20 protein-coding genes are annotated in these 22,162 nt (G+C 43.5%); 11 read left to right on the forward strand and 9 right to left on the reverse strand.

The features are described 5' to 3' along the window. Window positions 1-35: 35 nt before the first annotated feature. Complete coding sequence (locus ACXJY6_RS10925; RefSeq protein ID WP_456050271.1) at window positions 36-1,322, reverse strand: hypothetical protein; 1,287 nt, start codon at window positions 1,320-1,322, stop codon at window positions 36-38. Between the two features lie 311 nt (window positions 1,323-1,633). Between ACXJY6_RS10925 and ACXJY6_RS10930 the strand changes: the two genes are divergently transcribed. After that, the gene (locus ACXJY6_RS10930) at window positions 1,634-1,978 is read left to right on the forward strand and encodes a DUF3024 domain-containing protein (protein ID WP_456050272.1); all 345 of its coding nucleotides are present in this window, start codon (window positions 1,634-1,636) and stop codon (window positions 1,976-1,978) included. 82 nt (window positions 1,979-2,060) lie between these two features. Here ACXJY6_RS10930 and rnb read toward each other — a convergent pair whose 3' ends face one another. Then, window positions 2,061-4,061, reverse strand: coding sequence for an exoribonuclease II (rnb, locus tag ACXJY6_RS10935; protein WP_458768353.1), 2,001 nt, complete (start codon window positions 4,059-4,061; stop codon window positions 2,061-2,063). 544 nt (window positions 4,062-4,605) lie between these two features. Between rnb and ACXJY6_RS10940 the strand changes: the two genes are divergently transcribed. From ACXJY6_RS10940 to ACXJY6_RS10970, 7 genes are all read left to right on the forward strand, one after another. Then, on the forward strand, window positions 4,606-6,465 hold the full coding sequence (locus tag ACXJY6_RS10940) for a DEAD/DEAH box helicase (RefSeq protein ID WP_456050274.1): 1,860 nt from the start codon (window positions 4,606-4,608) through the stop codon (window positions 6,463-6,465). Window positions 6,466-6,697: 232 nt separating this feature from the next. Then, window positions 6,698-8,626 carry a threonine--tRNA ligase gene (gene thrS, locus ACXJY6_RS10945; RefSeq protein ID WP_456050275.1) on the forward strand — a complete coding sequence of 643 codons (1,929 nt, stop codon included), beginning with the start codon at window positions 6,698-6,700 and terminating at the stop codon, window positions 8,624-8,626. A 27-nt stretch (window positions 8,627-8,653) separates the two neighbouring features. Further along, window positions 8,654-9,187: a translation initiation factor IF-3 gene (infC, locus tag ACXJY6_RS10950; RefSeq protein ID WP_456050276.1), complete on the forward strand. Its 534-nt coding sequence runs from the start codon at window positions 8,654-8,656 to the stop codon at window positions 9,185-9,187. A gap of 118 nt (window positions 9,188-9,305) precedes the next feature. Beyond that, window positions 9,306-9,500 carry a 50S ribosomal protein L35 gene (rpmI, locus tag ACXJY6_RS10955; protein ID WP_456050277.1) on the forward strand — a complete coding sequence of 65 codons (195 nt, stop codon included), beginning with the start codon at window positions 9,306-9,308 and terminating at the stop codon, window positions 9,498-9,500. 42 nt (window positions 9,501-9,542) lie between these two features. Then, a complete protein-coding gene (gene rplT / locus ACXJY6_RS10960) occupies window positions 9,543-9,896 on the forward strand; it encodes a 50S ribosomal protein L20 (RefSeq protein ID WP_456050278.1) in 354 nt (117 codons plus the stop codon). Window positions 9,897-9,967: 71 nt separating this feature from the next. Continuing rightward, complete coding sequence (locus tag ACXJY6_RS10965) at window positions 9,968-11,164, forward strand: sugar efflux transporter (RefSeq protein ID WP_458768354.1); 1,197 nt, start codon at window positions 9,968-9,970, stop codon at window positions 11,162-11,164. 273 nt (window positions 11,165-11,437) lie between these two features. Then, the gene (locus ACXJY6_RS10970; RefSeq protein ID WP_458768355.1) at window positions 11,438-11,971 is read left to right on the forward strand and encodes a GNAT family N-acetyltransferase; all 534 of its coding nucleotides are present in this window, start codon (window positions 11,438-11,440) and stop codon (window positions 11,969-11,971) included. A 102-nt stretch (window positions 11,972-12,073) separates the two neighbouring features. On the opposite strand, the gene ACXJY6_RS10975 is transcribed toward ACXJY6_RS10970, so the two are convergent. Next, window positions 12,074-12,550, reverse strand: coding sequence for a BamJ family beta-barrel-assembly machinery protein (locus ACXJY6_RS10975; protein ID WP_456050281.1), 477 nt, complete (start codon window positions 12,548-12,550; stop codon window positions 12,074-12,076). Between the two features lie 229 nt (window positions 12,551-12,779). On the opposite strand from ACXJY6_RS10975, the gene ACXJY6_RS10980 reads away from it, so the two are divergent. Beyond that, window positions 12,780-13,403, forward strand: a complete 624-nt coding sequence (locus ACXJY6_RS10980; RefSeq protein WP_456050282.1) for an OmpA family protein — start codon at window positions 12,780-12,782, stop codon at window positions 13,401-13,403. An 83-nt stretch (window positions 13,404-13,486) separates the two neighbouring features. Here ACXJY6_RS10980 and tal read toward each other — a convergent pair whose 3' ends face one another. After that, the gene (tal, locus tag ACXJY6_RS10985; protein ID WP_456050283.1) at window positions 13,487-14,437 is read right to left on the reverse strand and encodes a transaldolase; all 951 of its coding nucleotides are present in this window, start codon (window positions 14,435-14,437) and stop codon (window positions 13,487-13,489) included. Between the two features lie 429 nt (window positions 14,438-14,866). On the opposite strand from tal, the gene ACXJY6_RS10990 reads away from it, so the two are divergent. Further along, on the forward strand, window positions 14,867-15,850 hold the full coding sequence (locus ACXJY6_RS10990; protein WP_456050284.1) for a sugar-binding transcriptional regulator: 984 nt from the start codon (window positions 14,867-14,869) through the stop codon (window positions 15,848-15,850). 6 nt (window positions 15,851-15,856) lie between these two features. Here the strand turns inward: ACXJY6_RS10990 and ACXJY6_RS10995 are convergent, their stop codons facing one another. Genes ACXJY6_RS10995 through moeA form a run of 3 tightly spaced genes read right to left on the reverse strand, consistent with a single transcriptional unit; the run spans window position 15,857 to window position 18,736 of the window. Then, window positions 15,857-16,693: a sulfurtransferase gene (locus ACXJY6_RS10995; RefSeq protein WP_458768356.1), complete on the reverse strand. Its 837-nt coding sequence runs from the start codon at window positions 16,691-16,693 to the stop codon at window positions 15,857-15,859. A 21-nt stretch (window positions 16,694-16,714) separates the two neighbouring features. After that, window positions 16,715-17,476, reverse strand: coding sequence for a molybdopterin-synthase adenylyltransferase MoeB (moeB, locus tag ACXJY6_RS11000; protein ID WP_456050286.1), 762 nt, complete (start codon window positions 17,474-17,476; stop codon window positions 16,715-16,717). Between the two features lie 18 nt (window positions 17,477-17,494). Next, window positions 17,495-18,736 (reverse strand): molybdopterin molybdotransferase MoeA, encoded by a 1,242-nt coding sequence (gene moeA / locus ACXJY6_RS11005; RefSeq protein ID WP_458768454.1) that lies wholly within the window; start codon window positions 18,734-18,736, stop codon window positions 17,495-17,497. 276 nt (window positions 18,737-19,012) lie between these two features. On the opposite strand from moeA, the gene folE reads away from it, so the two are divergent. Next, window positions 19,013-19,666 carry a GTP cyclohydrolase I FolE gene (folE, locus tag ACXJY6_RS11010; RefSeq protein WP_456050287.1) on the forward strand — a complete coding sequence of 218 codons (654 nt, stop codon included), beginning with the start codon at window positions 19,013-19,015 and terminating at the stop codon, window positions 19,664-19,666. A 109-nt stretch (window positions 19,667-19,775) separates the two neighbouring features. Here the strand turns inward: folE and eutC are convergent, their stop codons facing one another. Together eutC and ACXJY6_RS11020 are read right to left on the reverse strand one after the other, a co-directional pair. Next, window positions 19,776-20,624 (reverse strand): ethanolamine ammonia-lyase subunit EutC, encoded by an 849-nt coding sequence (eutC, locus tag ACXJY6_RS11015; RefSeq protein WP_458768357.1) that lies wholly within the window; start codon window positions 20,622-20,624, stop codon window positions 19,776-19,778. Next, entirely contained in the window at window positions 20,621-22,021 is a 1,401-nt protein-coding gene (locus tag ACXJY6_RS11020) for an ethanolamine ammonia-lyase subunit EutB (protein ID WP_456050289.1), read from the reverse strand. Before ACXJY6_RS11020 ends, eutC begins: the two co-directional genes overlap by 4 nt. Between the last annotated feature and the right edge of the window lie 141 nt (window positions 22,022-22,162).

Raw genomic sequence — 22,162 nt, forward strand, 5'->3', positions numbered from 1 at the left:
GAGGGTCGCTATCACTGAGTTAATAACGACTCGATCTAAGCGAACCACAACCAATTGATCAATCCAGAACTCAGCCACATCAGTACCATGTAATGCCATTGCAGTTTTAAAATTTGCTTCGGCGTTGCTTGATAGCGGCTAATCATCGCAAGGCCAACACCCGAAAGTGGACTTGAAGCGGTGGCTATTCCCCAAACGGTTAAGAATAGAAACGCGAGTTGATTTGGATTTGCGCCGAGTGGAATCAAGAACGGGCTTGCAATCGCAACGGTGACGACCGGGTGTACGCCGACTAACGCAAAGCCAATCATAATGGCACTGCAGATGATAAACATTAATGGTGAGAACGACGCGATCTCAAGCTGCATTAACTCTGGGTAACAGCTAATCACAGTACTAATGCCGGTCGAAAAGACGCCTGCTGCGAGAAATAAGGCAAATTGACTGCTTACATTGGCTTGCTTCTCATTGAAGTAGTTAAGCAATATCTCTTTACGTGGCCGCCCTTTCATAAATATCAAGGCTCCCATTGGCGCGAGCACAGTAATAATCGTCAGAATACTGATGTCAGGATAAATTTCATGGGTGACAAGTACGCCAACGGCTAAGACTAGGGGCATGATCAAACTGTCTTTTTTCAGTGGGTAGCCTTCAAACTCGCTAAATTTTGCTAACCGAGTATCACGATAGTTTATCAACATCATCGGGATAACCATTAACAGTCCCGGAATGAACGCTTGCTTCCACTCGGCACCTGGAGCGTAGGTTAACGCAACACCGGTGGCGACAAAAAAAGGTGACCAGAAAGCCGCGGCGCAAAAACTTCGCATCAACACCTGAATTTGGCTATCGCTAAGGCGTCCATTTCGCAACAATCTGTCACCGACAACGAAAACGATCGAGAGGTTGATGACAGCGCCGAGTATGTGGCTACTTAATAGTGTTGACCAGAACCCAGACTTTCCCCTAGGCAGTTGTTTGGCTTCCTCGGTAGGGTTTGCTAATGAAAGCAATGAAACCGCCACAAACATGGTAAGTAGAGGCATATTTCTAGAGGCAAGCTTGACCCAATCTGGGCTCGCACCTAAACCAAGCGACCAGACGATGAGCAAAATGCCGATGATCAACAATATTGCAGCTTGGCGCTGAGCCGAACGTCCGAGCGCAGTCCAAAATAGACCAACACTGAGCCACGAAAATAGAGCGGGAATCACGGGTGAAACTGGAAGCCATTGACTGACGAGAAATAAGATGGCGCTTGTTAATATTAACCAGCCAACAATCATTCGTTGTTTGCTCGGCTGGGGAAGGGCTGTGCTCATTAAAAGTGCCTATTGTTCAGATAAAAGGTCATAAAGTGTTGGAAGATGTCGCGATATCACGTCTACCATGGCGATAGCGTAATGTAATCCTATTAGTATGACAATAAGATCGATCACTTATCATTAAGGTTGATTAAATTCGGTGTATTTTAAGAAAGAGGCTTGGAGTGGCGAATTATCTGGATTTCATAAATAAGATGTTGAAATGTGAGGCGAGCTATTATCTAATCAAGGTATAGGCGAGGTTTTTTCATTCATGATTATGGCATCCTCGTTAGAGTTCATTGTGATTCTTTGTGGTCGAGGTGTAAATGTCAGTTGTGAATTTGCTACAACGTCAAGTTGAACGACGTGCTGAATTGTTATGTCATAGCCGAAATAAAGGCATGCCGGTTGCCCTTGGTAAGTCTTGCTTCGAACCTTTATCAAATGGAGTCCAGTTTAATAAGCAGTGTTATAAGCTCGATTCACATCATGTTGAATACTTAAGCCCTGTGGCAAAAATCGAATGGGATAGTGATGAAGGCATGTGGGCGCTGTTTGTTGCCGACCAAGAAAATGAGTGGATGCCATATCCTTATCTTCAGCGCAGTGGTGATCTTACCGCAGTGATTCGTGAAGTGGAAAAAGACCCTAAGTCCTATTTTTGGTCGTGATTGTTAGATAAATTGGAATAAAAGAAAACAAAATAAAAAAGGAGGCAAGTAAGCCTCCTTTATTGATCTTAGCGTTCTAAATTTAGTCGGCTGGTGTTTCTGTCGCGACTACTGGTTCTGGGAAAGCTTGCGTTGGTTTGGCAACGAGATTTCGGTTCTCTTGGTTCACTTCGGTTAGTACCACCTCAAGTGTCCCGCCTAGCTTATACACGACCTCTTTATCGATGGATATAGTGCCAATTTCGTTGTTGCATTCGATTCTCTTCTTGTTGTCCACAATGAGAGAGCCAGGAATAAAGGCTGCCGCACCATTTTCGAGAAGTCGTACGCGCATCCCTGCTCGATTGATATCAAAGATTTCAGCGGTATATCGTGTTTCATTAGCTGGCTCTTCGGCAAGAGTACGAGCGTATAACCAATCACTCACATTGCGTTCTGCCATTCTGTGATGTTTACGGTGTAAAGCTAACTCTTCACCCACGGTTTCATCAGGTACTTGGACAGGCTCTTTACCTAAAATGTGCGCTTTCAGCATTCGATGATTGATCATGTCACCGTATTTACGAATCGGAGAAGTCCAAGTGGCATACACATCTAAGCCCATCGCAAAATGGGGTAGCGGTTGATTTCCGACCTCACTGTAGGCTTGGTACTTACGAATGCGATTATCCAAGTAGCTTGTCTCTTGCTTGGATAAACTGCGGCGAAGCTTGGCAAAACCTTCTACCGTCACTAATGACTCTTCGGTGTGACCTTCTACGCCATTGTCGGACAGCATAGTAAGTAAGTCCGCCATCTTTTCTGTTTTAACGCCGGCATGAGTATTAAATACACCTAAATCGAAGCTCTGTTTTAAGATTCGGCCAGCACAAATATTCGCGGTTACCATCGCTTCTTCAACCAAACGATTAGCACTGCGGCGAAGATCGGCATGGATGGCGACGACATCATTGTCTTCACTGAGCTCAAAACGATAATCAGGACGATCAGGGAACACAACTGCATTGGTCTCTCGCCATTGCGCTCGTGCCAGTGATAGGTCATATAGATCGTTAATAACACCTGCAATATCTTCACTTGGTGCCCAGTGTTCACATTTTCCGTTTTCTAAATAATCGGAGACGTGATCGTAAACCAAGCGTGCATGAGACTTTATGTTCGCAGCAAAAAAGCGAATATCATCACCAATCACACCATCTTTGGCGATGGTAACAGTGCAGCATAGTGTTGGACGCAACGTGTCTTCGATAAGAGAACAAAGCTCATCGGCTAAATCTCTAGGCAGCATCGGAATATTTCGACCGGGTAGATAAATGGTGTAGCCACGTTCGCGCGCGACTTTATCCATAGCATCATCTGGAGTGATATACGCAGTTGGATCGGCTATCGCGATCGTCAGTTCGTAATCACCAGAATCGAGTTTCTTAGCATAGAGAGCGTCGTCCATATCTTTGGTTGATGCGCCATCGATGGTGACAAAGGGAATATGAGTTAGGTCTTCGCGAACCAGAGCATCATCATCTTTGAGTTGCCAATCATCGATGCCTTCTGGTTCTTTATTTGGCAAGTCGTTTTGTGCCAATGTTACCCACCAAGGCGCAATCTTATCGTCGGCATCGGTGATTTTTTCCGTGATTTCGACAAAGAAATGATCATCCTCTTTTTTGAGAGGGTGACGAATCAATTGACCAACAATCCAGTCATTATCTTGGAAATGGGTTGGATTCTGCCCTTTGGCTATTTTTGCTCGTAATGGGAGCTTCTTTAGTTGTGGATGATCGACCACAACATTGAGTTTGCCTTTTGTTAGCTTTACTCGTCCTATAAATCGAGACAGAAAGGGTTCAATCAATGTTTCTGGTTCGGCTACTTCTCGCTCTTTCTCTGTGCGAATGATCGCCGTCACTTTATCGCCATGCATGCATTTTTTCATGTACGGCGGCGGGATAAAGAAGCTGGTTTTGTTGTCCACTTCGAGGAAACCAAACCCTTTATCAGTTGCCTTAACGGTTCCTTCTTTCTTGGGTAGGGTTTCTTGAATTTGCTGTTTGAGTTGTGCGAGTAGCGGGTTGTCTTGAAACATTAGTGTATTGTATGCCTTTGATTTTTTATGAGGAGTAATCTTTCCCCAAAAACGAAAATTTACCCGGTTAGGACAATTTACCCGGTTAGGGCAATAACCTTGCGAAGTACATCTATCTAAACGGTTACTGAGTCACATGTTACTAGCTAATCGGCGAAAAGTGTACTTATCAGGTGTTTGATTTGTGCTTATGAAAAAGGTCGTCAACTAATGATAGTAAGAATGTCGATTTATTCACACGTTGATCTGGGTCTTTTGAGCAATTAAGTTACCCGAAAGAGGTAGGCGGTACCTGTCGCAACTGGGCATCGGGGGCTTTTTCGCTGATATAACAACTAAAAAGTAAAAATATGTGACGGAATTCAATTTTTTCTGGCTTTTTAAGGGCAATTAGGGAATAATCCGCGTCCTTTGAGACGTCCCTAGCCGCTTTGGAGTATTTCAGTAAGTAGCTTTGCATCTTAGAATAGTATCTTTCCCAGTTTAAATGGGGAATGGTGAAGCGCATGGGACCTGATATTTACGTATAGTTAGTGGGGACCCCATGCCAGAAGAAGTAACAATCCAATTTAGTGAATTAGCGTTAAACAAAGATGTCCTATCTGCATTAGATGCAATGGGATTTGTAAACCCAACGCCAATTCAAGCCGCTGCCATTCCTTTTCTTTTAGAAGGGCGTGATGCTCTCGGTAAAGCACAAACCGGTACTGGTAAAACAGCTGCATTTTCGCTTCCTTTATTGAACAAAATCAATCTTGCTCAACATAAACCTCAAGCGATCGTTCTTGCTCCAACTCGCGAACTTGCGATTCAGGTTGCAGCAGAAATTAAATTACTTGGTAAAAACATCAAGGGTTTAAAAGTTCTTGAGATTTACGGTGGGGCTTCAATCGTTGATCAAATGCGTGCTCTACGCGCAGGTGCTCACATTGTTGTTGGTACACCGGGTCGAGTTAAAGATTTGATCACTCGTGACCGTCTACACCTTGATGAAGTTACAACGTTCATCTTGGATGAAGCCGATGAAATGTTAAAAATGGGCTTCGTTGACGACGTAACGTGGATTTTGGAAAAAGCGCCAGAAACTGCACAGCGTGTACTATTCTCTGCGACCATGCCACCAATGGTTAAAACCATCGTTGATCGTTTCTTACGTAACCCAGCTCGTGTAGATGTGGCTGGAACAAACCAAACTGTTGCGAAAGTAGAGCAGCAATTCTGGGTTGTTAAAGGCGTAGAGAAAGACGAAGCAATGATGCGTTTGCTTGAAACCGAAGAAACCGATGCGTCAATCGTATTCGTTCGTACTCGTCAAGACACCGAACGTTTGGCAGATTGGTTAGGTGAGCGTGGCTTTAAAGCTGCAGCTCTGCACGGTGACATTCCTCAATCTTTGCGTGAGCGCACTGTTGATCATATTAAAAATGGCGTTATCGATATTCTTGTTGCAACCGACGTCGTTGCTCGTGGACTTGATGTGCCTCGTATCACTCACGTATTTAACTACGATATTCCGTTTGATGCAGAATCTTACGTTCACCGTATTGGTCGTACTGGCCGTGCTGGACGTAAAGGTAAAGCGATTCTGTTGGTTCGCACCAACCAAATTCGTATGCTGCGTACTATTGAACGTGTTACTCGTTCGTCAATGGAAGAGATTCAACTTCCAGCTCGTGACAAAGTTGCTGAAGCGCGTCTCATTAAGTTAGGCGAAGAACTTGCGTCAGAAACCGGTCACAAAGCATTAGACAAATTCTCTGAGTTGGTTGAAAAGCTGCAAACATCTTTAGAGATCGATGCAACAACTCTAGCGGCGATTTTGCTTAAGCGTCAACAAGGTAAACGTCCACTATTTTATGTGGGTGAGGATCCAATGATTGCGCAAATCGCTCGTGATAAAGCACGTCGTAGCGAACGTCGTGATTCTCGCGATTCTGGTGGCTATTCACGTGACCGTAATCAAGATTGGGAAACCTATCAATTACAAGTGGGTCGTGAACAAGGCGTACAAGTTAAAGATATCGTTGGTGCGTTGGCCAATGAACTTGGTTTAACCAAAGGATCGATCGGTGCAATTAAACTTGCTCCAGGCCATACCTTTGTTCAGTTACCAAAATCCATGTCTGCTGATGTAACTCGTAAACTCAGCAAGCTACGCATTCGCCAAAAAGACGTAAGCGCAGTGGTTAGTGACTTTAGTGACTTCCGTGAAAACCGAGCTCCTCGTGGTGGCAACGGCGGTGGTGGTAATCGTGGCGGCAACCGTGACAATAACCGTCGTGGCGGTAATGGTGGTAACGGCGGAGAGCGTCGTTTTGACCGTAACCGTGGTGGTGATAGCCGTGGTAGTTACCGTGGTGAACGTGGTCATAACCCAAACAGAACTCGTCGCGCAGACGCTTAATTTAAGCAATTGAGTGACAAATAAAACCCATGATTCGTCATGGGTTTTGTGTATTTGGGTGAAATAAGATTTATCCATTGTCATTTAAACCATTTGCTTTAAAATACCTCTTCGTTTATCGGAGGGCATTCGTATTTGTTCTCCTTTTTTTATTATTGGTTGGTTCTACCAACTGTATTTACTTTTAAATGCAAGTGTTGCTTAGTGTGCAACACCACTGTAAGGATTCCACATGCCTATTATTACTCTTCCCGACGGTAGTCAACGTCAATTCGATGCTCCTGTTTCTGTTTTAGAAGTCGCTCAATCTATTGGTCCTGGTCTTGCGAAAGCAACCATAGCTGGACGAGTAGACGGTGTTCGCGCTGACGCGTGTGATGTCATCGAGCAAGATGCTGCACTGGAAATTATTACCAATAAAGATGACGTCGATGGACTTGAAATTGTTCGTCACTCATGTGCGCACTTGTTGGGGCATGCAATTAAGCAGTTATACCCTGATGCAAAGATGGCGATTGGTCCTACAATCGATAACGGTTTTTACTACGATATCGACCTAGAAGAGTCACTGACCGACGAAGATCTAGAGAAGATCGAAGCTCGTATGAAAGCATTGGCGAAAACCAAATATGCTGTCGTTAAGAAAAATGTAAGTTGGCAAGAAGCTCGCGATGCTTTTGACGCTCGTGGAGAATCCTACAAAATTGAAATCCTAGACGAAAATGTGTCTCGTGATGATCGTCCAGGCTTATACCACCACGAAGAATATATCGATATGTGTCGTGGTCCACACGTACCACATATGGGCTTTTGTCAGCACTTTACGTTGCTTAATGTGGCTGGTGCATACTGGCGCGGTAATAGCGATAACAAGATGCTGCAACGTATTTATGGCACAGCATTCCATGATAAGAAAGCACTTAAGGCGCACTTAACTCGCTTAGAAGAAGCGGCCAAACGCGATCACCGTAAATTGGGTAAACAACTTGATTTATTCCATATGCAGCAAGAAGCGCCAGGTATGGTGTTTTGGCACAATCACGGTTGGACTGTCTATAAAGAGCTCGAAAACTTTATGCGCCAGCAGTTGGTTAAGTTTAACTATGAAGAGGTTCGAGCACCGCTTATCCTTGATGTGAGTATGTGGGAGAAATCCGGTCACTGGGATAAGTATGGTGATATGATCTTTGCAACTGAGTCGGAAAAGCGGACTTACGCGGTTAAACCGATGAATTGCCCAGGTCACTTACAGATTTTTAACCAAGGTCTTAAATCCTATCGCGATCTTCCTTATCGTATGGCGGAATTTGGCCTTGTGCATCGTAACGAGCCGTCTGGCTCATTGCACGGTTTGATGCGAGTTCGTTCATTTACACAGGATGACGCTCACGTATTCTGTACCGAAGACCAAATTTTGCAGGAAGTCTCTTCTTGTATTGAAATGGTGTTTGATACTTACGGTACTTTCGGCTTTGAAAATATTGATATTAAGTTATCAACCCGTCCAGAGCAGCGTGTTGGTTCCGATGAAACTTGGGATAAAGCAGAAAAAGCACTTGAAGAGGCTCTCGAAGCCAATAACTTGAGCTATGAATTGCAGCCGGGTGAAGGGGCATTTTACGGACCGAAAATTGAATTTACGCTCTATGATTGTCTCGATCGTGCGTGGCAGTGTGGTACTATTCAGCTCGACTTTTCAATGCCGGGCCGTTTAGGTGCGACTTATATCGATGAAAACAACGAACGCCAAGTTCCGGTGATGATTCACCGAGCAATTTTAGGGTCGTTAGAACGCTTTATTGGTATTTTAGTTGAAGAATATGCTGGTTTCTTCCCAACGTGGTTGGCACCAGAACAAGTTGTTGTCATGAATATTACGGACAAACAATCTGATTATGCTCAAGAAGTTGCACAAAAACTGCAAAAAAGTGGTATTAGAGCAAAAGCGGACTTGAGAAATGAGAAGATTGGCTTTAAAATTCGCGAACATACTTTGAAACGTGTACCTTATATGCTCGTTTGTGGTGACCAAGAAATGGAAGCCGGCGAAATTGCTGTTCGTACACGCAAGGGCAAGGACTTAGGTAAATTTAAATTGGACGACTTTATTTCATACGTTCAAACCGAAGTTTCTAGCCGTAAGCTTAATCTGGAGGAATAAACTATTAAAGGTGGAAGACGTGGCCAAGTGCCAGCTAAACAATCACTGCATCGTATTAACAACGATATCCGTGGCGTTAGCGAAGTTCGCTTAAGTGGAAGTGGCACCGACGGTGATGATTCAAAAATTGTTTCACTTGATGAAGCAATGGATATCGCTGCAGAGGCCGGAATGGATCTAGTTGAGATCAGCCCTAATGCGGAACCACCAGTCTGTCGTGTGATGGACTATGGTAAGTTTATTTTTGAGAAGGCTAAAGCAGCTAAAGATCAAAAGAAAAAGCAAAAACAGGTTCAGATTAAGGAAGTTAAATTCCGTCCTGGAACTGATGTAGGAGACTATCAGGTAAAACTACGCAACCTGACTGGTTTCCTTGAAGACGGCAACAAGGTGAAGGTAACAATTCGCTTCCGTGGCCGAGAGATGGCTCACCAACAGATCGGTGTGGACGTTCTTAATCGTTTGAAAGAAGATACGGCTGAATTTGCAGTTGTTGAATCTTTCCCAACGAGAATTGAAGGCCGCCAAATGATCATGGTTTTAGCCCCTAAGAAGAAGTAATTAACGGCTTACAAGTAATAGAACCTTGCTGTTCCTTTTATAAAAAGGAGCACGGCGGGGTTTTTATTCGCCCTAATTACACGTTTATTAACTTAACTACAATGCGGAGTTATTCATCATGTCTAAGATGAAATCCAATAAAGGCGCTGCGAAGCGTTTCAAAAAAACTGGTGGCGGTTTTAAATTTAAGCACGCTACTAAACGTCACATCTTGACTAAACGTACGACTAAGAACAAGCGTCAGCTACGTCCAAATGCCATTCTTCCTAAATGTGAAGTTGCTGGTGTTGTTCGTATGTTGCCATACGCTTAATTCTTTTTTGTATATTTATTCGTTTAGTTTAGGAGAAGCATAATGCCTCGCGTAAAACGTGGTGTACAAGCTCGTGCACGTCATAAGAAAGTTCTAAAACAAGCTAAAGGTTACTACGGAGCACGTTCACGTGTTTACCGCGTAGCTTTCCAAGCTGTAACTAAAGCTGGTCAATACGCATACCGTGACCGTCGCAATAAGAAACGTCAATTCCGTCAACTATGGATTGCACGTATCAATGCAGCATCTCGCCAAAATGGTCTATCTTACAGCCGTTTCATCAACGGTCTTAAGAAAGCATCTATCGAGATCGATCGTAAGATCCTTGCAGACATCGCAGTATTCGATAAAACAGCATTTGCTGTGCTTGTAGAGAAAGCAAAAGCTGCACTTTAATTAGTAAGCAGTTCCCGTTTTCTGAAAAGGAGAGCTTCGGCTCTCCTTTTTGTTTTTCTAAAAGAGAAACTATGAATTCTAAATTGTTCAGAGGGGAGTCGGGAGTCTACTTCGCCATTATTGGTTTAACGGGATTGTCATTCGCTTTCATCATTCCAATTATGGCTCTCTTCTTAGTCAAAGAGCTCCAGATCGAACCCAGTTATATTGGTTTATATACGGTTAGTACTGCATTATCTACCATGGTAATTAGTCAGTTACTGGGTAACATGAGCGATCGCGGTGTCGATAGCAAATATCTCTTTCTTCTTAGTGCTGCTGCTATGGCACTTGGAGGTTTTTCATTCGCAATATTGACGCAATTTTGGCAAGCACTGATTGTTGGTGTGTGTTTTATGTCATTTGGTGGTGCGTCAATGTCACTGTTGTTTGCTATGATTCGTCGCTATTCTGAACGTAGTGGACAAAATAGCACTCGTATTAGCTCTCAGATGCGGGCTGCAATGTCCTTAGTTTGGGTGGTAGGGCCAACGTTGGCTTTTGCTTCAATGGAGTACTTAGGGACACGAAGCAACTTTATCTTGGCTTCGGTCATTAGTGTTACCGTGTTTATTTTTGCGGCACTGAAACTGACACCTGAAACTAAATCAGATAACCATGTGACTTCCCATGAAGCAATCAAGAAAAGAGTAGCGATACCTTTTTCGGTTTGGGCTTTGGGAACCGGGATATTCTTCGCCAGCTTAGCCAATTCGGTCTATTTGAATTCGATGCCGATTTTTATGATTGACGAGTTAGATATGCCTGTGTCCTTACCAGGAATACTGTTAGGTCTAACCGCAGGGCTCGAAATTCCCGTAATGCTCGTTGCCGCGCATTGGTCTGCACAAGTCGGTAAAATAAGAATGATGCGAATAAGTTTTTTATTTGGTCTGTTATTTTACATAGGGATGGAATGGCTTGACGGCTATGGGAGCTTTATCGCTTTGCAATTGTTAAATGGTTTATTCTATGGGACGTTTGCCGGTTTAGGTGTCACGGTACTACAAGATTTTGCACCTCATATAGTAGGGAAATTATCGGCCTTTTATACCAACTGTATGACGATTGGAAATATGTGTGGTACGTCAATATTAGGCCTAGTTGCACAATACCATGGTTTTAGAAACACATTGTACGTGTCGATGGTGGCAATATTTCTCTCATTTTCTATCTTTTTAGTGTTTGAATGGCGTTCTAAAGCGAAAAACACCGAAGCTGGATATTAGAATAAAACCCATGTAACACCAGATCAGGACAAGGTGATTGTGCCTTTATCTTGAAAGCGACGTATTTATACATAACAATGGACTGAATAAAAGAGTAATATATTATATATTCCACCACATTTGATGTCTTGTGTGTTGTAAATAACACGTAGACACAGTATTTTTAAGCAACTTCTTTTGATTTGCATTGATGGTAAAGTCATAAGGTTGCATTACCTTTATCAAGATATTCGAATTATCACAGGCTAACAGGACGTTAGAAGGACAAGAAAAATGGATTTTAGAGTCGCGCAGTATAGCGATTATGAACAGATAGCTCGCATGCAAGCTGAGAATTGGAAAAACTATTATCGTGACATTATGAGTGCTGACTACTTACTCAAAGAAGTCGAAGATGATAGGAAGATGATTTGGCAAACTCGCTTAACAAATCAATCAATGAATCAGCATGTTATTGTTTTTGAAGACAATGGCTCCCTATGTGGGTTTGTTTGTGCATTCGGTAATCATGATTTTGAAAAAGGCTCAATTATCGAATCTCTTAATGTGGCTCCAGAGTATCAAAGCCAAGGTTGCCGCCAGCGTCTTTTGGTCGAGATGACTAAATGGATCGGGCGTTATTTCCCAGATTCCGGAATCTATGTCGAAATAGGCGAGCAAAATACCGAAGCTTTAGCATACTACAGCGGACTTGGCGGTATTAGTACATCGAAAAAGGTTTGGGATACACCTTGTGGCGCAAGTATTACTGAACGTGTCTTTACATGGGAGACACCTCAGACGCTTCTTGATGCTATTGGTGACTAGAGTTTTTGTTAAAAGATAGATAAAAAAAAGAGCGATAGCCAGTTATATGGACATCGCTCTTTTTTTGATATGACAGCAATACGATGAATTAACCGTCGCAGATTACTGTACGTTGATAAGTAACACATCGAAGATGAGTACGGAACCTGGTGGTACTTTTCCTACACCACGTTTGCCATAAGCAAGGTTATGTGGCACATAGAGGCGTATCTTTTGTCCGGCTACCATCAGTTGTAAGCCTTCTTGCCACCCTTTGATTACTTGTCTCACCTTAAAAATAATTGCATCACCACGTTCAACAGAACTATCAAATACACTCCCGTCGATCAACGTCCCGTGATAATGAACGGTGACTTTTGAAGCGCTGCTTGGGTGAACCTCACCAGTGCCTTCTTCGACAATCTCATACTGCAAACCACTTTTTGTCGTAATGACGCCGTCACGTTGGCCATTTTCTGCAAGAAAACGTGTACCTGCTTCGATATGTTCAACGGCTGCTCGACTTGCTTTCCAGTTACGATAAAAAAGTATTATGCCCATAGCGAGCAAAATACCCGCGAAAATCTGGTTATTATCCATAAAGTGTCCTTAAATTATACTCATGGCTATTTGACTAAAAAGCGTGGTGTGAAGCAATCCCTATATGTTAACAAATAGGAAGGTTTTACAAAATTTAACTATAAAGTTTTCGAAATTTTGCCGATACAGCATAAGACGAAGAAATGAAGAGTGCACGATAATGAAGTACATGGTTTGCTTAATGATAGTGTTATTGACTGGTTGCAGTTCAATGAAGAACTCAAGCTATATGAGGAAAAGTAAACTTGATGTCGCGCCTAAGTTTGATCATGAGGTTGCTCATCCAGAGTGGGGGCGAGTGGCTAGAGTTGCATCGAACGACCAAATGGGATTAAAAAAAATCTCTAGTACGCCGCTTCCTAGAACCGCGCAAGCAACGTCAACAAGTCGAAACAATACCACGCATCAATCTAAAGCCAGTCATGATGTCAAAGGGTCGCTCAAGGTTCTTATGAATTATTTTGAGCGCAACAGTATTCGTTACGAGCTTATCCCTGGCAAACATGCCATGCTGCGTCTATTACAACCAATATACTTTCAACTTGATTCGATGAAAATGACAGACCAATCGCGAGACTTTTTAGACCATGTCGCTCGTTATCTGGCAAATTATCAAGGTGTTGAAATGGTCATCGAAGGGCATACTGATAATACTGGTGCTTCGGCCTACAATGATACGTTATCGTTAAAGCGAGCCAACGCGGTCAAACAATGGGTGGTTGGACGCTTTAGTCATTTGAAAAATATTTACGTCCGTGGCTACGGCAGTGCGGTACCCGCATGTGAAAATACCACCCAGAGTGGCAAGGCGTGTAATCGTCGAGTGGAAGTCTTTTTTATCCTTCCTTCCTAATACCTATCTACTATGATGAAATTGAAAAAAAATGCCAATCTAGATTGGCATTTTTTATTTGAGTGGTTTTTGAAAGTTACCGATTAAAGCTGAGCTTTAAGCATTGCTTCTAACTTACCTTGGTCAATGGCAAAGTTACGGATTCCTTCTGCAAGTTTCTCAACTGCCATTGGATCTTGGTTGTGATCCCATAGGAATTCTGGATGTGTTAGAGCAGCAGGCGCGGGCTTGGTATCGCTTACCGGGCTAAGTTTCAGCTCTAATTCACCGCTTGAATCTTCTAACTCTTGAAGTAAACTTGGCGCGATTGTTAGACGATCACAGCCTGCTAATTCAAGAATCTCGCCGATGTTACGGAAACTTGCTCCCATAACAACCGTCGGGTAACCATACTCTTTGTAATAGTTATAGATTTTACTTACTGAGACAACGCCAGGATCTTCACTGCTCGTAAACTCTTTGCCTTCTTTGGCTTTATACCAATCAAGAATACGTCCAACAAATGGTGAGATAAGGAAAACACCCGCTTCCGCACACGCACGAGCCTGAGCGAAAGAGAAGAGTAAAGTTAGGTTACAATTGATCCCTTCTTTCTCTAGTACTTCGGCAGCACGAATCCCTTCCCAAGTTGCAGCGACTTTAATTAGGATACGGTCATTAGTGATACCAGCATCATTGTACAAGCCAATAAGCTTACGTGCTTTCGCGATGGTTTGTTCTGTGTCGTAAGAAAGACGAGCATCGACTTCAGTTGAAATTCGACCAGGGATCGTTTTTAGAATTTCTTTACCGATGATAACGGTAAGCATGTCGCCAGTATCAATCAATTGTTGCGCTTTATCGTCACTTTGGCTTTTTGCATAAGTAATGGCTTGATCAATAAACGTGCTGTATTCAGGAATCTGAGCCGCTTTTAGGATGAGTGATGGGTTGGTTGTCGCATCTTCTGGCTGATACTTTTTGATCATATCGATTTCACCAGTATCTGCAACTACCGTGGTGACTTTACGCAGTTGCTCTAATTTATTGTTCATATCATCTCTTCTCATTTCGTTTAGGCAGTTGTTTAACGTGCGGCAACGATTCAAGTACTTCCGTACGGCCGTCACTCAATTATAATCAGTTACTCTCATCATGTGAGCATATGTTTGGTTGTTGAGTAAATGATATGGGTATAATTATCCTAACAGCTGGGAATGTCAATTCTATCTTTACTTATATCGTAAAATGAAGACATACATGGTGAAATTCCTTACTTAGTAGCAAATAGTAGCAAAATGACGATTGCTGATAGAGTCAGACGTGCAGGTGTTTGGTGAATTTAGACTGACCATATTTCTTGAGCATATGTAATGGTAGAGAGAAATTGCTCGCAGAATAAAAGGTAATAACATATGCTAGGGGAGTGTACATTTGCTCAACAATGATAATTGCTCATTGGGAGGCTATAAGTAGGAATGGAAATGGCTAGTTCAAAACTCAGTTCGACTTCGAACGATACGGATTTATTGACGGAAATCGCCGTAGCTTATTATCAAGATGGAGCGACACAAGAAGAAATTTCTCGAAAGTTCAACGTATCGCGGGCTAAAGTGGGGCGGATGCTAAAACAAGCTCGAGATGAAGGTATCGTGGAAATTACCGTGAAATACCACCCTGTATTTAGTACCAAAGTTGAGCAACGGCTTATGGAAAGGTTTGGTATTAAACGCGCGTTAATAGCCCTCGATCAGCCAAATGAAGATCTCCAGCGTAAGCAAGTCGCGGGTTTAGTCTCCAATTACTTATCAAGCAGTTTACGCAGCGGTATGGTCGTTTCGGTTGGTCAAGGACGCAATGTTTCTGAGGTGGCACATCATGTCGGGGTTATCACACCAAGAGATGTAAAGTTTGTATGCAGTATTGGTGGTATTCACCCTAGAGGTGGTGCGTTCAATGCTGATCATATATGCCGGCAACTTGCGAAGAAGTATGGTGGTACGTCGGAGACATTGTACGCGCCAGCATACGCAGTGAATCGGGAGCAACGGCTAGCCTTTATGCAAAACGAAACCGTCAAGCAAACATTAGATTTAGCTCGAAAAGCCGATGTCGCCCTAGTGGGAATCGGTGATATGAGTGAAAACAGTTATATGGTTGATTTGGGATGGTTTACCGCTGAAGAAGTTTTGTTATCGAGATCTCAGCAAGGGGTTGTTGGTGATTTTGCTGGCTATGATTTCTTCGATATCCAAGGAAAAGAGGCAAAAACGGTAATGAGTGATCGTATCATCGGTTTGAGTATTAACGAGTTCAGACCGATTTCAGAAGTGATTGCGATTGCATCGGAAAATACCAAACCATTGGCGTTACTTGGGGCACTTCGCACTGGCACTATTGATATCTTAGCGACCAGTGTCAGTAACGCCTTAACCATATTGAATCTAGACGAACAACTAGTATCCTAGTTAGCGCTATTTCTCGATAGGCAGTTTGAGATCGGCTCCCCAATCTGTCCATGAGCCATCATAAACCTTCATTGTCGATTCGGGGACACCTGATAGCAAGGCAGCGAGCAGAACAATACAAGCAGTAACACCAGAACCACAACTGAAAATAAGTTCATTGGGTTGCTCGTTTAGAATCGTTTTGAAGTAAGGAGCGAGTTGTTCGGGTGACTTCATCTGATGCTGATCCATGAGCTCAAGAAACGGAATACATACAGATTGAGGTATATGGCCGCTGCGTATTCCCGCTCGTGGCTCGGGTACTTCAGCATTAAATCTTTCCAAGCTTCTAACATCAATTGTGACGCTGTTATTGTTGTCTATCTGTGCGAGCACATACTGGCTATCAATGAAAGAATTTCCGTTGAGCTTGCCATTGAAATCACCTGGTGTCGACGTTTGGTGATATTCGGTTTCAAGTGGGTAATTGTTAGCTTTCCAAGAGGTCAGTCCGCCATCTAAAACCGCAACATTTTTGTGTCCCATTGCTTTCAACATCCACCAAGCCCGTGGTGACGCAAATGTGCCAGTGTTGTCGTAAACGATGATGGTGGAATCATTATTGAGGCCAAGCTCTTGAGCTAATTGATTAAACCTTCCCTCAGTCGGCATCATATGAGGCAGTGTCGCGTCTAACTCGCAGAAGACATTATCGTAGTCAAAACGGCGAGCGCCCGGAATCACATTGGTTGTATCTTTTTCAATTTCTCCGGGGATCTGGAATGCCATACTGCAATCTAAAATGACAACCGATGGGTCAGCTAACCGTTGGCGTAACCATTGAGCAGAAACTAATGGACTCATAGTGAGACTTCCTTGTTTAGGTTAATCGGATTGAATATCACCACATACTGCGCAACTATCTAGTTTACTTAGTTTGAGTTCGCGCCAGTTTGCGTATAAGGCATCAAATAACATGACTTTACTTTGTGCGACTTCGCCATAGCCAGTAAGCATTTTAATGGTTTCGATCGCCTGCATGGACCCAATAACACCAACGACCGGGGCTAAAATTCCACTGGTCACACAGGAAAGGTTTTGCTCACCAAAGCGTTGACTAAAACACTGGTAGCAAGGTGTATCAGGTTGATAAGTATACACACTCACCTGGCCTTCCATACGAATTGCAGCTCCAGAAACTAACGGTGTTTTGTTGCTGTGGCAAAGTTTATTTAGTTGATTTCGAGTCGCCAAGTTATCACAGCAATCGACCACGATATCGTGCTGTTTAATGAGGGTCATCATCGGGCCATCATGAAGCCGTTGCGCAATCGCGCTTATTGATACGCTGTTATTAATTTGAAGTAAACTGTCGCGGGCAGATTCGACCTTGTCTCGTCCCACATCCTGATCACCATGAAGAACTTGACGCTGTAAGTTGTGAAACTCGACTTGGTCATCGTCGACGATGGTCAAGTGACCAATACCCGCACTGACCAAATAAGGCGTCGTTGCACACCCTAATCCCCCAACGCCAACGACAAGGACTCTGGCCGACTTAAGGGCTTCTTGTCCCTCAAAATCAAAACCCGTTAGGTTTATTTGGCGGCTGTAACGCAACATCTCTGAATCGGTTAACGTGCTCATTGGTCTATCTCAAATCGGTTAGTACAGCGAAGAATTAAACGGTTCAATATTAACCGATTCACCCATTTCTACTTTGCCGCGCTCTTGCTCTAGCACGATAAAGCAGTTAGCCGCGCTCATTGCGGTAAAGGCTCCAGAACTTTGATTTCCGGCAGTCTCAACAACCAGTTTTCCATCTTCGACCCAATAAACACCACGTTGGTAATCGGTGCGTCCTTTGCCTTTCTTAAAGTTAGACTTACTTGTCGCCGGTATTGATGGCGGAGCTTGCCAATCAATTTCTCCTGACAGTTTAGCGAGCAGTGGCTGAACAAGAACGTACATTGTGACCATAGCAGAAACTGGGTTTCCAGGCAGACCACAGAACAGTGCTCCATCTAATGCGCCAAAGGCAAAAGGCTTACCGGGTTTTATAGCCAATTTCCAAAAATTAATCGTTCCCAGTCGAGCAAGTATGTCTTTGGTATAATCCGCTTCGCCAACACTGACACCGCCAGAGGTTATGACAACATCGGCCATCGCTTGGGCTTTATCAAAGGCTTGTTCGATGGTTTCTTGAGAGTCAGGAATAATGCCTAGGTCAATTGCTTCGCATCCAAATCGGCTTAATAATGCTTCAATGCCATAGCGGTTACTGTCGTAAATATCCCCTTCATTTAATGTCGACCCTAAAGGCTTGAGCTCGTCTCCCGTGGAAAAAAAGGCGACCTTGGGACGCGAATAAACATCGAGAGTAGGGATCCCAAGAGAAGCGATGAGGGGTAAATCTCGAGGTGTAATACGATGCCCCTTACCTAAAACAATATCCCCGGAATGTAAGTCGTCACCAGTAGGGCGAATATTTGAAAGAGGTTTGAGTTGGGTGGCATCGAGTTCAAAAGTCACCTTATTATCTGTGACAGTGGTGTACTCTTGCATAATCACAGCATCACAACCCGACGGGATTTTAGCGCCAGTCATAATGCGTACCGCGCTCATTGCAGGCCATTTAGCTTGAAAAGGCTGTCCGGCGAATGCGCGGCCTGCAATTTCTAAGGTGAGGTTTTGTTTGAGATCATCGATGCGGACAGCATATCCATCCATCGCGGAGTTATCGAAAGGCGGAACATTAATTGGAGAGCAAATATCAAGCGCTAATACTCGGCCTAAGCACTCTTCAAGTGGTAAGTTTTCGCTTGTGTTTACTACAGACGTTGCCAGTAGTATCTGCTCGATGGCTTTGTCTATTGCCAGTAATCCAGGTGCATCACAGCTTCCCATATCCATTCCCTTCCTATCTATAATTAGTATGTGTTTCTTTTTTGTTTCGGGGTGTATTTATCGCAACGAGATTGAACCGGTGAACGAGGAAATACGTCGACAATATAGTACTGCAACAAATGCAATAGGCAAGTAACCTATGCGTTGCTTTCCATGACTAGATCAAATACCTGTCAGAATTTGTGGATGTAATTCCTCTAAATTGCGAGTATCCTTTACGCCATTCGGATGGGGGGCTAGGGCTAGTCTCTAAAAGAATTGTCGATGAGGAAGTGTATGACAGATCTAAGTGAATCAGCAATCAAGGTAAAACAAGCGCTTGAACAACGTGGCTTGGAAACGCCAATGAAGCTAAACAGTATCGGACGTGAAGAGAAAAAAGATCACATTGAACGTCATATGCATGAGATTTTAACCTTGCTTGGGCTTGATCTAACGGATGATAGTTTGGAAGAAACGCCTCGTCGAATTGCGAAAATGTATGTTGATGAAGTCTTTTCAGGTTTGGATTATAAAAACTTCCCCAAAATAACGATGATCGAAAACAAAATGAATGTGAGTGAAATGGTACGAGTAAAAGACATTACCGTCACCAGCACTTGTGAACATCATCTTGTCACGATTGATGGCAAAGCGGCCGTGGCGTATATTCCGCGCGGTAAGATCATTGGGCTTTCGAAAATCAATCGTATTGTGCGCTTCTTTGCGCAGCGTCCTCAAGTCCAAGAGCGTATGACACAACAGATACTGGTAGCGCTGCAAACCTTATTAGAATCTGATGATGTTGCGGTGACTATGGATGCTACTCACTACTGCGTTAAATCTCGTGGTGTTATGGACGCGACCAGCGAAACCACCACAACAGCATTAGGCGGTATTTTCAAATCTATTCCCGCCACTCGTGCGGAGTTTTTCTCTGGATTGCGTTAGTTCCTACAATCCTGACAATATGTAATTGATACTTTAATAGCCTCTACTTTAGAGGCTATTTTTGTTTCTATGGATATCTTGCAAAGAGTAGATAGGGCACATGAAAACGCTATGACACTGTAAGGCTAAATTGTGGTTTAGCTTGGCTTTCGAGTTGTATATCGTCGGAACGGTCTTTTAATTCAACCCCTGTGAGTTTACGCTGATGTGATTCACTCAAAAGATAAGAACATTTATGAGCCGCTGCGAGGTAATTAAGCCCTTGTGGCCGTACGTTTGAAATGCAATTGCGCAGTGAGTCTTCCGTACCTCGTTTGGGGTTCCAGGTCAGATATAATCCCATACTGTCTGGGGAACTTAAGCCCGGGCGCTCTCCGACAAGCAATAACACTTCTTTTGCTTTTAGTGCTTCTCCGACATCGTCTCCGACCGCGACTCTGGCTTGCTCCACAATGCTAATAGGCGCAATATTCCATTCTTTATTTTCGTCACAACGTAACTGATTAAGCAATGCTTCAATAAAAGGTTGTGCGTGATGAGTAATAGCATAGGATGAAAGTCCATCGGCGATAACGATGGCTAAGTCATACTGTTCGTCATTCGACTGTTCATTCTGAAAATTTTGTAAACGAAACAGAGAGGCATCATTCAATTGACGACCAAAATCAGGACGCTGCAAATACTCCATTCGGTTGTTGGCGCAGCTTTGTAACATAAAGGCCGGAAGCAAAGTGCGAATGGAATCACTCTGTTGAAAGCTCTTTATTAACGCGTCTGAATCGAGAGGTACGTGTACCGCATCCATTGCTTGAGCGTGAGACAGTTGAAACTTGAGTAGTTCATGTGTGGGAATACTGGTGCCTACTCGGCCTAGACCAATTCTAGCATCGGTAAATTGACGTAGCCTGTCCCAAGGATCTTGGTGTACCAATTGGTCATGCTGTGCTTTTTTCGTCATGATGCCACCTGGATTTTCTTAAGAGTGTCGGCGAACATGGATGGTAGTGCATCACTAAGTTGAGATTGTCTATTTTCTGGGGTAATCCGCATTGATTTTAACCATTGATCAAATTCAGGTGCGGGACGAGAACCTAATACTTGTCGCGCATACAAAGCATCATGAAAAGAGGTTGTCTGATAGTTCAACATGATGTCATCTGAACCGGGAATGCCCATAATAAACGTACATTCAGCCACACCTAATAGCGTGAGCAGGTTATCCATATCATTTTGGTCGGCGTAAGCGTGATTGGTGTAGCAAATGTCACATCCCATCGGTAACCCAAGTAGCTTGCCACAAAAATGATCTTCAAGTCCCGCGCGCATAATTTGTTTACCGTCAAAGAGATATTCGGGCCCAATAAATCCAACCACAGTGTTGACGAGTAATGGATTAAATTTACGTGCTAACGCATACGCTCGAGTTTCACAGGTTTGTTGGTCGACGCCATGGTGACCATTGGCAGATAACGCACTGCCTTGTCCCGTTTCGAAATACATCACATTATTGCCAACCGTACCTCGATTAAGTTGGAGTGCTGCGTCGTTCGCTTCCGCCAAGATATTTGCATTGACGCCAAACCCTTGGTTAGTGGCTTCTGTACCGCCAATCGATTGGAACACGAGATCGACAGGCGCGCCTTTTTCAATGCATTCGATTGTATTGGTTACGTGGGTTAAGACGCAGGATTGAGTCGGAATCTCATAGTGTTGAATAACATCGTCCATTAGTGTCATCAGCTTCATGGCTTGGCTAACACTGTCGGTTGCTGGGTTAATGCCTATTACAGCATCGCCATTGCCATACATTAAACCGTCAAAGATAGAAGCCGCAATGCCATTCATGTCATCGGTGGGATGATTTGGTTGCAAGCGAGTGGAAAGATGTTTAGGTAATCCAATGGTATTGCGAAATTTGGTGATCACTTGGCATTTTTTGGCGACCAAAATCAGATCTTGGTTGCGCATTATTTTCGAAACAGCGGCAGCCATCTCTGGTGTAACCCCAGCTCTTATACGAGCTAGTACGTTACTGGTAGTGGTTTCTTGGAGTAACCAATTGCGAAAATCCCCAACGGTTAAATGGGCAATTTCGAGAAATGCTTTAGCGCAATGCTCATCAATAATTAGGCGCGTGATTTCATCGATTTCGTAGGGAATCAGCGCCTCGTTCAAGAATGTTTTGAGTGGGAGATCGGCTAATACCATTTGTGCAACGGCTCTTTCTTCAGCGGACTCAGCACAGACGCCAGCAAGTTGGTCACCGGATCGAAGTGGAGTCGCTTTGGCCATTACTTCCTTAAGCGAGCTGAATTGATAGGTGTGAGTTCCCAGTTGATAACGATACTTTGCCATTGATGCCCCATGAACGAATTAAAACTAGGCGTAAACTTTGCTTATTTATGAATTCAGGTAAATACAGTCAATATGCGATTCACGTTCCGAGCAACTAACGTTATTACGCAATTGTATTTTTATTAATGATTTCATGTTCTT

The sequence above is a fragment of the Vibrio phycocola genome (assembly GCF_054404255.1).

What these genes read in the sequence shown, in the direction of transcription:
- ACXJY6_RS10925 (WP_456050271.1), bottom strand. Translation starts at nt 1,322, where the DNA reads ATGAGCACAGCCCTTCCCCAGCCGAGCAAACAACGAATGATTGTTGGC.
- ACXJY6_RS10930 (WP_456050272.1), top strand. Translation starts at nt 1,634, where the DNA reads ATGTCAGTTGTGAATTTGCTACAACGTCAAGTTGAACGACGTGCTGAA.
- rnb (WP_458768353.1), bottom strand. Translation starts at nt 4,061, where the DNA reads ATGTTTCAAGACAACCCGCTACTCGCACAACTCAAACAGCAAATTCAA.
- ACXJY6_RS10940 (WP_456050274.1), top strand. Translation starts at nt 4,606, where the DNA reads ATGCCAGAAGAAGTAACAATCCAATTTAGTGAATTAGCGTTAAACAAA.
- thrS (WP_456050275.1), top strand. Translation starts at nt 6,698, where the DNA reads ATGCCTATTATTACTCTTCCCGACGGTAGTCAACGTCAATTCGATGCT.
- rpmI (WP_456050277.1), top strand. Translation starts at nt 9,306, where the DNA reads ATGTCTAAGATGAAATCCAATAAAGGCGCTGCGAAGCGTTTCAAAAAA.
- rplT (WP_456050278.1), top strand. Translation starts at nt 9,543, where the DNA reads ATGCCTCGCGTAAAACGTGGTGTACAAGCTCGTGCACGTCATAAGAAA.
- ACXJY6_RS10965 (WP_458768354.1), top strand. Translation starts at nt 9,968, where the DNA reads ATGAATTCTAAATTGTTCAGAGGGGAGTCGGGAGTCTACTTCGCCATT.
- ACXJY6_RS10970 (WP_458768355.1), top strand. Translation starts at nt 11,438, where the DNA reads ATGGATTTTAGAGTCGCGCAGTATAGCGATTATGAACAGATAGCTCGC.
- ACXJY6_RS10975 (WP_456050281.1), bottom strand. Translation starts at nt 12,550, where the DNA reads ATGGATAATAACCAGATTTTCGCGGGTATTTTGCTCGCTATGGGCATA.
- ACXJY6_RS10980 (WP_456050282.1), top strand. Translation starts at nt 12,780, where the DNA reads ATGAGGAAAAGTAAACTTGATGTCGCGCCTAAGTTTGATCATGAGGTT.
- tal (WP_456050283.1), bottom strand. Translation starts at nt 14,437, where the DNA reads ATGAACAATAAATTAGAGCAACTGCGTAAAGTCACCACGGTAGTTGCA.
- ACXJY6_RS10990 (WP_456050284.1), top strand. Translation starts at nt 14,867, where the DNA reads ATGGCTAGTTCAAAACTCAGTTCGACTTCGAACGATACGGATTTATTG.
- ACXJY6_RS10995 (WP_458768356.1), bottom strand. Translation starts at nt 16,693, where the DNA reads ATGAGTCCATTAGTTTCTGCTCAATGGTTACGCCAACGGTTAGCTGAC.
- moeB (WP_456050286.1), bottom strand. Translation starts at nt 17,476, where the DNA reads ATGAGCACGTTAACCGATTCAGAGATGTTGCGTTACAGCCGCCAAATA.
- moeA (WP_458768454.1), bottom strand. Translation starts at nt 18,736, where the DNA reads ATGGGAAGCTGTGATGCACCTGGATTACTGGCAATAGACAAAGCCATC.
- folE (WP_456050287.1), top strand. Translation starts at nt 19,013, where the DNA reads ATGACAGATCTAAGTGAATCAGCAATCAAGGTAAAACAAGCGCTTGAA.
- eutC (WP_458768357.1), bottom strand. Translation starts at nt 20,624, where the DNA reads ATGACGAAAAAAGCACAGCATGACCAATTGGTACACCAAGATCCTTGG.
- ACXJY6_RS11020 (WP_456050289.1), bottom strand. Translation starts at nt 22,021, where the DNA reads ATGGCAAAGTATCGTTATCAACTGGGAACTCACACCTATCAATTCAGC.